General features: G+C 59.1%; 12 protein-coding genes. 9 read left to right on the forward strand and 3 right to left on the reverse strand.

The window, feature by feature from the left end:
- The coding region (locus VR74_RS07500) for a helix-turn-helix domain-containing protein (RefSeq protein ID WP_045695726.1) at nt 1-548 on the reverse strand (548 nt) is incomplete at its 3' end.
- Between the two features lie 76 nt (nt 549-624).
- Nucleotides 625-1950 carry an FAD-dependent oxidoreductase gene (locus tag VR74_RS07505; protein ID WP_299949845.1) on the reverse strand — a complete coding sequence of 442 codons (1326 nt, stop codon included), beginning with the start codon at nt 1948-1950 and terminating at the stop codon, nt 625-627.
- Between the two features lie 246 nt (nt 1951-2196).
- Between VR74_RS07505 and VR74_RS07510 the strand changes: the two genes are divergently transcribed.
- Nucleotides 2197-3747 carry a HAMP domain-containing sensor histidine kinase gene (locus tag VR74_RS07510; protein WP_299949847.1) on the forward strand — a complete coding sequence of 517 codons (1551 nt, stop codon included), beginning with the start codon at nt 2197-2199 and terminating at the stop codon, nt 3745-3747.
- A gap of 65 nt (nt 3748-3812) precedes the next feature.
- Here VR74_RS07510 and VR74_RS07515 read toward each other — a convergent pair whose 3' ends face one another.
- The gene (locus VR74_RS07515; RefSeq protein WP_299949849.1) at nt 3813-4304 is read right to left on the reverse strand and encodes a flavin reductase family protein; all 492 of its coding nucleotides are present in this window, start codon (nt 4302-4304) and stop codon (nt 3813-3815) included.
- A gap of 123 nt (nt 4305-4427) precedes the next feature.
- Here VR74_RS07515 and VR74_RS07520 point away from each other — a divergent pair, with 123 nt between their 5' ends.
- The 8 genes from VR74_RS07520 to VR74_RS07555 all read left to right on the forward strand — a co-directional run bounded on the left by VR74_RS07520 (nt 4428) and on the right by VR74_RS07555 (nt 13029).
- The gene (locus VR74_RS07520) at nt 4428-6062 is read left to right on the forward strand and encodes an alpha-amylase family glycosyl hydrolase (RefSeq protein ID WP_045695727.1); all 1635 of its coding nucleotides are present in this window, start codon (nt 4428-4430) and stop codon (nt 6060-6062) included.
- 155 nt (nt 6063-6217) lie between these two features.
- The gene (zwf, locus tag VR74_RS07525; protein WP_045695628.1) at nt 6218-7687 is read left to right on the forward strand and encodes a glucose-6-phosphate dehydrogenase; all 1470 of its coding nucleotides are present in this window, start codon (nt 6218-6220) and stop codon (nt 7685-7687) included.
- A 5-nt stretch (nt 7688-7692) separates the two neighbouring features.
- Complete coding sequence (gene pgl / locus VR74_RS07530) at nt 7693-8403, forward strand: 6-phosphogluconolactonase (protein WP_299949853.1); 711 nt, start codon at nt 7693-7695, stop codon at nt 8401-8403.
- Nucleotides 8403-10235, forward strand: coding sequence for a phosphogluconate dehydratase (edd, locus tag VR74_RS07535; RefSeq protein WP_045695730.1), 1833 nt, complete (start codon nt 8403-8405; stop codon nt 10233-10235). Before pgl ends, edd begins: the two co-directional genes overlap by 1 nt.
- Nucleotides 10236-11204 carry a glucokinase gene (locus tag VR74_RS07540; RefSeq protein ID WP_299949857.1) on the forward strand — a complete coding sequence of 323 codons (969 nt, stop codon included), beginning with the start codon at nt 10236-10238 and terminating at the stop codon, nt 11202-11204.
- Complete coding sequence (gene eda, locus VR74_RS07545; protein WP_045695630.1) at nt 11201-11836, forward strand: bifunctional 4-hydroxy-2-oxoglutarate aldolase/2-dehydro-3-deoxy-phosphogluconate aldolase; 636 nt, start codon at nt 11201-11203, stop codon at nt 11834-11836. Before VR74_RS07540 ends, eda begins: the two co-directional genes overlap by 4 nt.
- 246 nt (nt 11837-12082) lie before the next feature.
- Complete coding sequence (locus VR74_RS07550; protein ID WP_045695632.1) at nt 12083-12457, forward strand: NADH-quinone oxidoreductase subunit A; 375 nt, start codon at nt 12083-12085, stop codon at nt 12455-12457.
- A complete protein-coding gene (locus VR74_RS07555; RefSeq protein WP_045695633.1) occupies nt 12427-13029 on the forward strand; it encodes an NADH-quinone oxidoreductase subunit B in 603 nt (200 codons plus the stop codon). Before VR74_RS07550 ends, VR74_RS07555 begins: the two co-directional genes overlap by 31 nt.
- Nucleotides 13030-13037 lie beyond the last annotated feature (8 nt).

Below are 13037 nucleotides of genomic sequence, written 5' to 3' on the forward strand. Positions count from 1 at the left end.
CCCTCCAATGCCTCGCAGGCCAGGATGAAGCGCGAAGCATGGTCGGTCACGGTCAACGGGTAACAGTAGGCCTGATTACCGAGACGGAACTCTCCCTTGAAGTCGACACACCAGAGGGCATTGGGAACCGATCCGGATGAAAGGGAGGTTCCCAATGCCCTCTGGCGCCTCTTGCCTGCCCGCTTCACAAGGCCGTAGCGGTCAAGGACAGCATGAATGGTCGAGCGGGCGGGAATGCGCACGTCACCTGCCAGGCGCCGCACCAGGAGCTCCCTGATCTTGCGGGCGCCCCAGTGGGGCTTGTCCTTTTTGGCATCGATGATCGCCCGCTCGATGGGCACCGGCAGCTGGTTGGCATACCGCACCGGCCGTCGGGAGCGATCCTCAAGGGCAATCAGCCCCTCTTCCTTGTAACGATTGAAGATCTTGTAGCCGGTCTTGCGCGAAATTCCGAACTCCCGGCAAAGATCCGTCATCGATTCACCCTCCAGCCGGCGGGCGACAAAGCGCAGTCTCTCGTCCATTTTCGATTGTTCCTTCCATGGCATCGTAACCTCCCGCCAAAGCGGAAAGTGTTACCCATGTGTCCGGTACAATCTGTCACCTATGTCTCGAGCCGCTCATTCATTCAGCAAATCGAACGTTTTGGCCGCCTGCCGCAGAATGGTCAGGCAAGCTCCACCTGCTTGTTTTCAGCGAAACCAGCATGTCACGAACGACGGCTTGACTGCGCGAAACGACGCTTGAGACCAGCTCATGGGAAAAGGTCGACCCGCTGAACCATGTGCCGTTGTGGCCTTGAACGCGCCGCAGGTCGCCGAAAAGGCCGGATCCGACGGCATCGGCCCGATACTGCGGGAAATACTGCCACGTTTTTTGCAGGATTACGTTGTTGATCGTAAAGCCATGCAATGCCGCGTCGGCAAACAGGATTTCGCGAAGTTCGTCGGGCGTGAGGCCGTCTGAGAACTGACCGGTCACATAGAGCCGGCCCCCGAGATCGGAGCTTTCGCCCTCCGCGCGGCCACCGAGGATCGCTCCGCGGAGTTCACTGCTCCTGGATGCCCTTGAATATCCGATCACCTGGTGCCCGGTGAACCAGTCATTCGACGCGATCAGCGTCGTCGTGTAGTTTTTCCAGTTGATACTGTCGGCGACGCGCTGCTCCAGCTCGCTCGCCTTGGCGATGTTCGTGAATAACTGCATCGGGATTGTAGAAATCACCGCATCAAAGACCTCTTCGGTGCCGCGCGTGTGAATCACCGGCTGAGGTCCGGAGCGGTCCAATCCGGTGACAGCCGCGCCGAGGCGGATGTCAAACGGGCGGGCAAAACGTTCCCAGAATGTGCTCCAGCCCTGTTCCGGCATGTGCAGGTCATTGAGGACGCCAGAAAGCAGGTACTGAAGGTCGCACCACTGGACGGTCTGGCCGATGGTGGCTTCGTCGACATAGCCATAGCCTTGCGTCGTCTGGATTCGATGCATCGCCAGTTCGATTTTCGGGATGTTAAGGCGGCGCACCCAGTCGATTGTCGAAAGAGAGGCCTCCTGCATGGTCGCGGGATCATCGGGATGATCGCGGATGGCCCTGCGAAGCGCGCCAGCCTTACGAATAAAGCGGGTCACCTGGATGGGGAGGGGAGCGCCGGGGCCCTGCTTGACATAGTTGAAGACAGATTGCCCGTCGAAGCGGGCCTCACCCAATCGCTTCAGCGTGATGGCGTTTTCCTTCATCCAGCCTTTGATCATGGTGTGCGCGCGAGTCGTATAGCACGTGCCCATCTCGTTCAGATTGTCGCCATTAAGGATCGAAAACGACTTGCCGCCGATCCGGTCATTCGCCTCGAAGACGACGGGCCGAACACCCTGTTCCTGCAAGAAACGCGCTGCGCTTAGGCCTGCCGGCCCGGCACCGATAATCGCTATCCTGTATCGATCCGAATTTTTCAATATCGGTTCCATGAACTCTATTTATTAACGAAATCATCGCCAGTCTCATAAAGTTAGCCTTTGGTGACAAGGCTCATTTTCATCTTATGGCGGTATTCAGCCCCTATGCCGACGACTGGGTCACAGAATTCGTTCCTGAAGTACTTGCTGCAACGCAAGCACCCGATCGCCACAGCCGTGGATCGGGTGGTGTTGTTGGAGCAACATTTGGCTTTTGCGAGCCATGCAGCCACCATGGCGGTTGTAATGCTGATCAATTCTACTGCGACAATGATACTGATCGAACGCAGCGTCGCAGATACGTCAATGCGCTATTGGCTCTTCCTGAATTGGGCCCTGGCCGTCGTCCTCGTTATCGACGCATTCCTCAAGCGCGGACTATCGCGTCCGACGGCTGTAAGCGGCCGGTATTTACGCCGTTCCGAGTGGCTCGCCTATGCGTTTGGGGGTGCCTGGGGCTCGTTGCCGTTTTTCATCAATGGCGATGAATACATGGCGGTCATCTATGCCGCGTTGCTGATCCTACCGATGATCGCCGGCATGTCGGCGCTGTTGCCTGCTGTGCCGAGAGTCGTCATGCGATACTCAGCCACGGCCGTTTTCATGTTGCTGCTCTACGCCGCGATATCCTCGGCCAAGTCGAGTCTTGTGATTTCAGTCATGGTGCTGGTTTTCACGTTTGCTGTGTATTTCGGCATGAAGCGGACGTACCAGACATTTGTGTCCAACGTTGAGTCGCGAATCAGGGCGACTGAGTCGCACGAGATTCTCATCGGAGCTCTGAATGCCAGCGGGCAGGCGTTTGCGTATCTCGATGCCAAGGGAAAGGTTCTCGTCCAGAATGACCTTCACAAGGCCTTCTTCTCCGGCACGGAAAGCGACCTGACCACAGGATCCCGTCGCCTGCCAAGGGCCGGTGACCGCTACTGGCAGAAATCAGTTGAATCGGTTCCGAACGGCGGGCACGTGATTCTTCACACCGACGTGACAAGCCTCGAACAAAGTAAGCGCGACCTGGAAGTCGCCAAGGAAGAAGCGGAGACCGCCGACGCGGCCAAGACCCGGTTCCTGAATTCCATGAGCCGAGAGCTCAAGGTGCCCCTGGATGTGATCGTCGGGTGTTCCGGACTGATGGGAAGTGATTCCAACATTCCATTCGACGAGCGCGAATTCCGTGGCTACGCAGACCAGATCCGCAAACACGCCTCCTATCTTAGCGGAATTATCGATCAGATCATCAGTTTCTCGAAGCTGAACCGCGAAACGGTGACGGCCGAGGAAGAGGTCGTGGAGCTGGCGGAAATCGTCAACAGCGCTGTCAGTCGGGTTCGGCTCGCATCCCCCGGATATGCAGACGTACCGCTACAGATCAGCATCGAACCTGGGCTGCCCAATGTATATTATGACCGTACAGCGCTGGAGCGCATCGTCCAGAACCTGGTAACGAACGCATTCGAGCATGGTTCTGCATCCGCCATCACCGTGAAGGTATCGCGGATTGTCGGACGCGGTATTCTGCTGATGGTGAGGGATCGCGGCCTTGGTATGACGAAGAGCGATGTCGAGCAGGCGTTCGAGCCATTCTTCCAGAGTTCGCGGACGAATGAAATGAAAGATGGCCGAGGCGTCGGTCTCGGCTTGACGGTCAGCCGTAAACTCGCCCGTCAGCATGACGGCGACGTTCTGCTCGACAGCCAGGACGGCCGCGGTACGAGCGCCTTCCTGGTGATCCCGCCAAGTCGCTGCGTATCGGCAACCGAGCGCGAGACGTCTGAGCCGGCCCGCGAAAATACCTGATCGACTATTCCAGGTCGTGGTTGCGGCCTGCCATGCAAAGGCTCAGGCAACCGGATCTCAGCGTCCTAGTTTTCGACCGTATCGGATAAAACCGCATAGCGCCCGCCATGAAACAAGAGCGGCCGCGCATTGAGATCTGCCGAAATGCGAATCACCTCACCGAGGAAGATGATGTGGTCCCCGCCATCATGTTGGGCATAGGTTCGGCATTCTAGCCGGGCTGCGCTGCGGGGAAGTATTGGCACGCCACCTTCGCCCGGTTCGAACTCGATGCCTTCGAATTTTGCGGCATTGCTTCTGGAGAAATGGCGCGCCAGTTCCGACTGATCCTCGCGCAGGATATGGACACAGAAATGACCGGCCCTCTGAAAGGCCCTGACATTGCGCGACGCGCGGTTCAGCGACCAGAGTATCAATGGCGGATTCATAGATACCGAATTGAAGCTGTTTGCGGTCACGCCGAAGGGTTCGCCGTCTTCGTTTCGGGCCGTTATGATCGTCACGCCCGTGACGAACAGACCGAGTGCGTCCCGGAAAGAGCGGTTGTCGAATTCCATATCTGTCCATCTAGGCTGCATCTGCGGCGAGGCAAAGTTGAAATCCCATCTTCCTCGCAAGTTGAGCCGATGATGGTATGCAATTGAATTGGCGTGGCAATCCTAACGAAGGGCTTCCTTGAAATGACGGGTTCCAAGAATGCGCAACTGGCGTCGACCGGCAGTACAGTTCCGCCGTGGTGGCGCGGGGCAGCGATATACCAAGTCTACCCGCGCAGCTATCTGGACACCAATGGCGACGGCGTCGGTGACTTGCCGGGCATCACGGAAAAGCTCGGATATATCTCATCGCTCGGCGTCGCTGGACTATGGATATCGCCATTCTTCACGTCGCCAATGAAGGATTTCGGATATGACGTGTCCGACTATTGCGGTGTCGATCCGATTTTCGGAACGCTTGATGACTTTGATCGACTGGTCGAGGTTGCGCATGCAAAAGGATTGCGCGTCATCATTGACCAGGTGATGTCCCACACTTCGGATGAGCACGCGTGGTTCGGCGAGAGTCGCGCCAGCCGCAAGAATCCGAAAGCTGACTGGTATGTGTGGCAGGACGCAAGGCCGGACGGATCTCCACCGAACAACTGGCAAGCTGTTTTTGTTGGCGCTGCATGGACCTGGGATGCGCGCCGACAGCAGTACTACATGCACAATTTCCTGAGCAGTCAGCCACAACTCAACCTCCACAATCGCGAGGTTCAGGACGCATTACTCGCGACTTCTCGCTTCTGGCTGGACCGGGGCGTGGACGGGTTCAGGCTGGATGCAATCAATTTTTCGATGTTCGACCCCAATTTTACCGACAATCCGGCAAGGGAAGCCGGCAGCCGCACAATCACCCGGCCGCACGACCTGCAGCATCACGTCCACAATCAATCCCATCCGGATATCCCGAAATTCCTGGAACGTGTGCGGGCATTGACGGACGAGTACGGCGCAGTCTTCACAGTGGCGGAGGTCGCCGGGCCTGACCCGCTGCCGGAGATGAAAGCATTCACTGCAGGCGATGGGCGGCTGAATTCAGCCTATAGCTTTGACTTTCTCTATGCATCGTCATTGACACCGGGACGTGTTCGTCGTGCTCAATCGAACTGGATGGACGGCTTTGAACGCGGCTGGCCGTCCTGGGCGTTCTCCAACCATGACGCGCCGCGATGTGTATCGCGCTGGTATGATGGGAGTGATCGTAACCGGTTTGCCAGATTGACCAACGCGCTGCTGCTCTGCCTCCGGGGGAATCCGATCCTGTATCAGGGCGAAGAGCTTGGATTGCCTCAGGCGGAGATCGCGTTCGAGGCATTGCAGGATCCAGAAGCCATCGCGAACTGGCCGCTTACACTTGGCCGGGATGGCGCGCGAACGCCCATGCCATGGGTCAAGGACGCTGCCGAGGCGGGCTTCACAACAGGTCGTCCCTGGCTTCCGATCGGGCAGGGGCACGCCGATGCGGCTGTCGATCAGCAGAACGACGATGCCAGGTCGGTGCTGAACTTCACGCGGAAAGTTCTGAGCATCCGAAGAGAATCACCAGCCTTGATGCTGGGAGAGATCGCTTTTTTCGATGCGCAGGCGCCCTTATTGGCGTTCCGTCGCATGAGCCGTGACGAGAGCGTGCTGTGCGTATTCAATCTCGGAGGAATGCCGATCCAGCGCCCCGGATACCTGCCATCGGGCGCGACGGCTCTGGCAGAGTCCGGCTGGGCCGAAAACCCCTCAGGCAGCATACCGGAATACTCCGTTTGGATCGGCCGCACCTGACCTGCATTAACGCTGGGTCAGCCAGGCCTGGTGAGGGGAGCCAAACGGATCGGCTTTTTGCACCAATTACATCTTTGGCAACGCTGACGAAATAGGATAGGAGGGAGCCGATTCCTGCAGAATTTCTGAATTCCATAGCGCCCGGAGTAACAGGTATGGCCAAATTCATTCCGGTCGAACCCTTTGACATCGTGATTTTCGGGGGCACTGGAGACCTGTCGCGTCGCAAGCTCCTGCCAGCGCTTTATCATCGCTGGGTCGATGGCCAGATACCCGAGACGAGCCGGATTATTGGAACCGCGAGAACCGAAATGTCGACCAGGGCATACCGCGCCATGGCGCAGGAAGCGTGCGAGTCCGCTTCCGGAAAGAACTGGGATTCAGATGCGTGGAAATCGTTCGAAAACCTGATTGAATACGTATCCATCGACGCGACGGACGAAAAGGCTGACTGGCCGACCCTCAAGTCCAAACTGTCCGGCGAGGCCAAACGGCCATGCGTTTTCTATCTGGCGACGTCTCCCCGTCTCTATGTCGGTATCTCCGAGGCGCTCGGACGGGTTGGCCTCGCGACAGAGCAGGCGCGCGTGGTTCTTGAAAAGCCCATCGGGACGGATCTTGAGTCTGCCCGCGAGATCAATGATGGTGTCGGGGCTGTATTCGCAGAGCGGCAGGTTTTCCGGATTGACCACTATCTGGGGAAAGAAACCGTTCAGAACCTGCTGGTGCTTCGGTTTGCCAACATGCTGTTCGAGCCACTCTGGTCGCGCAATTATGTCGATCACGTCCAGATTACAGTCGCCGAAGATCTCGGGCTTGAGGGCCGCGCTGATTACTATGACAAATCCGGCGCGCTGCGCGATATGGTGCAGAACCACATGCTGCAGCTGCTTTGCCTGACGGCCATGGAGCCGCCAAACCATCTCGACGACGACGATATACGAACCGAGAAGATCAAGGTGCTCAATGCGCTGGCACCGATCTCGGGCGAGGCAGCGCGGCGACTGACGGTCCGCGGCCAGTACAAGGCCCGCGTGCGCGGCGACGAACCTGTCAAAGGGTATGTTGACGAACTGAGCGGAGGTTCCAAAAGTACGACTGAGACGTTCGTTGCGATCAAAGCCTCGGTCGACAACTGGCGCTGGGCTGGCGTTCCGTTTTATCTGCGCACGGGCAAGCGCCTGCCAATACGCCATTCCGATATCGTGATCCAGTTCAAGCCCACGCCGCACTCGCTGTTCGGCGAAGGCAATGACGCCGTCAATCGTCTGGTCATTCGCCTGCAGCCGGATGAGGGTGTGAGGCTTTATGTCCAGATCAAGGAACCGGGTCCCGGCGGGCTGCGGGTCAAGTCCCTGCCGCTCAACCTGTCCTATGCCGAGAGCTTCACCGTGCGGTATCCGGACGCCTATGAGCGGTTGCTGATGGATGTGGTCAGGGGCAACCTTTCGCTGTTCATGCGCCGCGACGAAGTAGAGGCTGCCTGGACCTGGGTGGATGGATTGATCGATGCCTGGGACCAGTCGGGAGATGCGCCGGATTTGTATACTGCTGGAAGCAATGGCCCGCTGGCTGCCGCGATGATGATGGACCGGGATGGTCGCGAATGGTTCGAGGGGACTTAGGAAAGATGAAGCACGAGTTCCTGACCCACGCGACCCGAGAGGAAGCTGTAGTCTTTGCTGCCGGAATGGCAGCAGGCGTGCTGGAGACGGCGATCGAGGATTCGGGCAGAGCCAGCTTGCTCGTGTCGGGTGGATCAACGCCCGTCCCGCTGTTTGATCGATTGGCGAATACCCGATTGGCTTGGGACCGGGTAACGGTCGGCCTGGTGGACGAGCGCTGGGTCAGTCCGGTTGACGCCGGATCGAACGAACGCCTTGTGCGCCACCACCTGCTCACGGGAAAGGCGGGAGCCGCCGGCTTCGTGCCGATGAAGACAGACGCACCAACCGCAAGCGAGGCTGTGGCTGACAGGGCAATGGCGTACAAGCCTCATTGCGACCCGATTGACCTGATCCTCCTGGGCATGGGCAATGACGGGCATACCGCGAGTTGGTTTCCGGGCTCGAAAGGCCTCAAGCAGGCCATGCATGCGGAGGCAGGCGTCATCGTCGCTGCCGTAGATGCGACAGGTTGCCCGGTCGCAGGCAGCATGCCGTATCGCCTGACTCTGACAGGGCCGGCCATTGTCGATTCAGATGCCGCGATCCTGCTAATGTTCGGCGCCGACAAACGCGACGTGTTCGAGGCCGCGCTGAAATCTGATCCGGCTGAAAAGCCGATCCGCTTTGCTGTCGATGGACTTGGCCCCCGGCTCACGGTCATATGGGCCCCATGATGCCTGCACTGCACCCGACCATCGCCGCCGTCACGGACCGCATTCGTCTGCGTTCTGCGGACACACGCGCTGCCTATCTTGAAATGATAAGGTCGCGTCGTCCGCAAGGGTATGCCCGGATGAAGATGACGGAAGGCAACCTGGCGCACGCGTCGGCCGGCTGCGCCGTCATGGAAAAGGCAGAATTGCTGGGCGGAGGCTGGCCGAACATCGGGATCATCACGTCCTATAATGACATGCTGTCCGCACATGCGCCTTTCGAGAACTATCCTGATATCATTCGGAGTGCGGCGCGGGAGGCCGGTGCAATCGCGCAGGTCGCCGGAGGTGTGCCCGCCATGTGCGACGGGGTCACGCAAGGCCAGGAAGGCATGGAGCTTTCGCTCTTTTCGCGTGACGTGATTGCGATGTCATCCGCTATCGGGCTGAGCCATGATGTGTTCGATGCGGCCTTGCACCTTGGTGTGTGCGACAAGATCGTGCCGGGGCTGGTTATCGCGGCGCTGCGATTTGGCTGGATTCCCTCTGTCTTCGTGCCCGCAGGTCCGATGCCTTCCGGTTTGCCGAACCCCGAAAAGGTTCGCATTCGCCAACTCTTCGCTGAAGGCAAGGTCGGACGGGAAGAATTGCTGCGTGCCGAGGCTGAGAGCTATCATACGCAGGGAACCTGCACATTCTACGGTACGGCCAATTCGAACCAGATGCTGATGGAAGTGATGGGTTTCCATCTTCCCGGCGCGGCGTTCACCAATCCAGGGACTCCGTTGCGCGAGGCGCTGACGCGCGCGGCGACCGCCCGTGCTGCCGCGATCACGGCGCAGGGTGAAGACTACAGGCCTGCCGGGGAACTGATCGACGCGCGGTCTATCGTCAACGGGATTGTCGGCCTGATGGCGACAGGCGGTTCCACCAACCACGCGCTTCACATTCCCGCCATGGCGGCTGCCGCAGGCATTCAGGTGTCACTGGAAGACTTTGCCGACATCAGTTCTATCACGCCGCTATTGGCCCGCATCTATCCAAACGGGCCTTCCGACGTGAACCATTTCCATGCCGCTGGAGGTATGAGCTTCCTGGTCAAGGAACTTCTCGGTGCGGGCCTCATGCATGGCGACGCTGTAGGCGTGGCAGGGCCGATCTCTGGCTATGATCGCGAACCCGTCTTCGACGAGGGCAAACTCGTGTGGCGAAACGCGCCGTCGCACAGCGCCGACCTCGACATTCTGCGTCCGGCGTCTGATCCGTTCTCCAGGGATGGCGGACTTCGCCTGATGGACGGGCGCCTCGGGCGCGGGGTCAGCAAGGTGTCAGCCGTCAAGCCGGCCAATCGCGTACTGGAAGCGCCCGCGATCGTGTTTGAGACGCAAGGGGCGTTGAAAGCCGCGTTCGAGGCCGGGAAACTGGACCGGGATTTTGTGGCCGTCGTGCGTTTCCAGGGCCCGGCAGCCAATGGCATGCCCGAACTGCACGGGCTCACGCCCGTGCTAGGCATTCTGCAGGACAGGGGATACAAGATCGCACTGGTCACGGACGGACGCATGTCTGGTGCCAGCGGGAAGATCCCCTCGGCAATTCACATGAGCCCCGAAGCGGCTCGCGGCGGGCCGCTGGCGCGTGTGCGGGACGGCGACATCATCACATTTGATTCGGAGAAAGGCACGCTGGACATCCAGGTCGATAACGCCACGTTCCAGGCGAGAGAGCCTGCGGCATTCCGCCCGAATGAATCTGCCATGGGGCTGGGAAGGGAAATGTTTTCCTATTTCCGGCAAATGGCTGGGACGGCGGATACCGGTGCCAGCCAGTTTGCGTTTCTCGGCGAGGGTAGCTGAGTGGCTTCGAATGAAATGATGGTGGGAGACGTCGGCGGCACCAATGTTCGCTTCGGGATCGCGCACCGTCAAAATGGCCGGTTCCTGATCGACCGGTTTGAAAAATTCGAAGGCGATGATTTCGATTCGTTCGATGACGCGCTGGCGCGCTATCTGAACGATTTGGGATCAGCTCCGGATCATGCCTGCTTCGCTTTGGCTGGTCCCGTCATGAACGGGGAAGTCAAGCTAACCAACCGGCCTTGGCATGTGTCGGCGCATGGCATTTCACGCCGGTTCAATATTGCGCAAGTGCACCTCATCAATGACTTCGCGGGCATGGCCCGGGCGGTGCCGGAACTCGACCGGGCGACTTTCGACACGATCATCGATGGTAGCCCGGTCCCAGGCGCACCGATCCTTGTCGCTGGCCCCGGGACCGGTTTTGGCGTGGCGACCCTGTTTGGATCCGATAAAACCGGCTGGCATGTGTTAAACGGGGAGGGCGGGCACATGGCGTTCTCTCCGCGTGATCTTGACGAGATGGAGCTGGCGAGAGTCCTGCTCAGCCGGCATGGATACGTTTCGAACGAACTGGTCGCATCCGGCAGCGGGCTCAACGCGGTCCATGAGGCACTCTGCGAAATCCATGGACGCGCCTATGAGGAAACGAGCCCTGGGGAGATGCGTCGATTGGCGGATGCAGGCGATGCCATGTTTCGATCTCTGATCCAGATTCGCGCAAATACCGTGATGAGCGCCGTGGGCGACCTCGTGCTTGCAAATGGAGCGCTCGGTGGTGTCGTGCTGGCCGGGGGCGTCAGCGAGCGCATCACCGACTTCCTGACATCGACCGAAGCGCGCGAAAGATTCGTTCAGCGGGGACCACTTAGCAATTACTTGCGCGGCTGTCCTGTTTGGCTGATGCGTGACCCGGAAGCCCCGCTCATCGGTGCGGCAGCCTTCCATGAACAGGAGATCCAGCAATGACGTTCCCCCTGAAATCCCTCGTGGAAGCTGCGAGCAAGGCGCCGATCGTTCCGGTTCTGGTTGTCGATCGCATCGAGGTCGCGGCACCTTTGGCCCGCGCACTGGTCGATGGCGGACTCACCATCGCTGAGGTCACATTGCGCACCCCTTCTGGTCTGGGCGTGATTGAAGAGATGAAGACAGCTGAACCCGGCCTGAAAGTGGGAGCGGGAACGGTACTGACGGAAGCGGATGCAGAAAATGCGCTGTCGGCAGGATCTGACTTTCTGGTGTCTCCCGGCATGTCGCCCAAGCTGCTGGCCGGACTCGGCGGTCGCAGGCGCCTGATGATTCCCGGTGTGGCATCAGCGAGTGAGGCCATGGCGCGGCACGAGGAAGGATTCGATCTGCTGAAGCTGTTCCCTGCCTCGATTGTAGGCGGGGTCGCTGCCCTGAAGGCTATGGGTGCCCCACTTCCGCACCTTCGGTTCATGCCGACGGGCGGGATCACGGAAAATGACGTCGGAAAGTATCTGGCGCTTCCCAATGTGTTCGCAGCGGGCGGTTCGTGGATCGCGACCGGAGCGGATATTGCGGCGGAAGACTGGAAAGGAATCAGCGCAAAGGCGCGGGTGGCCCTCGCCGCGCTCTGAACCTGCCAGAGACGGATTTCAGGCATTCGCGGCCAAAGTTCAGGCACCTCGACCATTCGAGGAGCCCGATATGACATGTATGCAGGTGGAAAGCGCCTCTCCGTGACGCACCGCCGCAGTCGCTTAGGCGTGAATTAAGGTATTTGAAGCGATAAAGTCAGTCCCATCGATATAATGTGACTGTCTGTTGCGTGGCAGCCAAAACCGTCCTAATCCGGCGCCAGACAAGGTCAGGAGACACTGAACATGACCGAGATTGAACGGCTCGCACTGGATTACCTTCCAGTGATCATATTCCTGGTGATTGGCGCGGCGATTTCAGGTCTATTCATCGTCGGCACATTCCTGCTGGCGCCGTCGAATCCTGACCCTGAGAAAAACTCGGCTTATGAGTGCGGATTCAACGCATTCGACGACGCGCGCATGAAGTTTGACGTGAGGTTCTACCTCGTCGCCATTCTTTTCATCATCTTCGATCTTGAGGTGGCGTTCCTGTTTCCGTGGGCCATCTCACTTGGCACAATCGGTCTTTTGGGTTTCTGGTCAATGGTGGTCTTCCTTGGCGTGCTCACCGTAGGATTTATCTACGAATGGCGCCGTGGCGCGCTGGAGTGGGAATAGTGGTAGACGACGGTTTCAAGAAGTACGCGCTTGGGAGCGCACGTGCGGGCGTTGAAGGGGGTTTCGTCCCCAGAGCCGATGACCCGTTCTATAACGGCTTGTCCGACGAGCTCGCCGACAAGGGTTATTTCACCGCAGCGGCGGATGACCTGATTACCTGGGCCCGCACCGGATCGCTCATGTGGATGACGTTTGGCTTGGCGTGCTGCGCGGTCGAAATGATGCATGCCGGCAACCCGCGTTATGACCTGGAACGGTTCGGCATGGCGCCGCGGGGTTCGCCCCGCCAGTCTGACGTGATGATCGTTGCCGGCACGCTGACCAACAAGATGGCGCCAGCCTTGCGCAAGGTCTACGATCAGATGCCTGAGCCCCGCTACGTGATTTCCATGGGCAGCTGCGCAAATGGCGGCGGATACTATCACTACAGTTACTCCGTTGTGCGCGGTTGTGACCGCATCGTGCCGGTCGATATCTATGTGCCGGGTTGTCCGCCGACAGCTGAGGCGCTCGTCTACGGTTTCCTTCAATTGCAGAAGAAAATTCGGCGCGAAGGCTCGATTGAGCGCTAGGGGACCCA

Source organism: Hyphomonas sp. BRH_c22 (assembly GCF_000961795.1).
Lineage (GTDB): Bacteria > Pseudomonadota > Alphaproteobacteria > Caulobacterales > Hyphomonadaceae > Hyphomonas.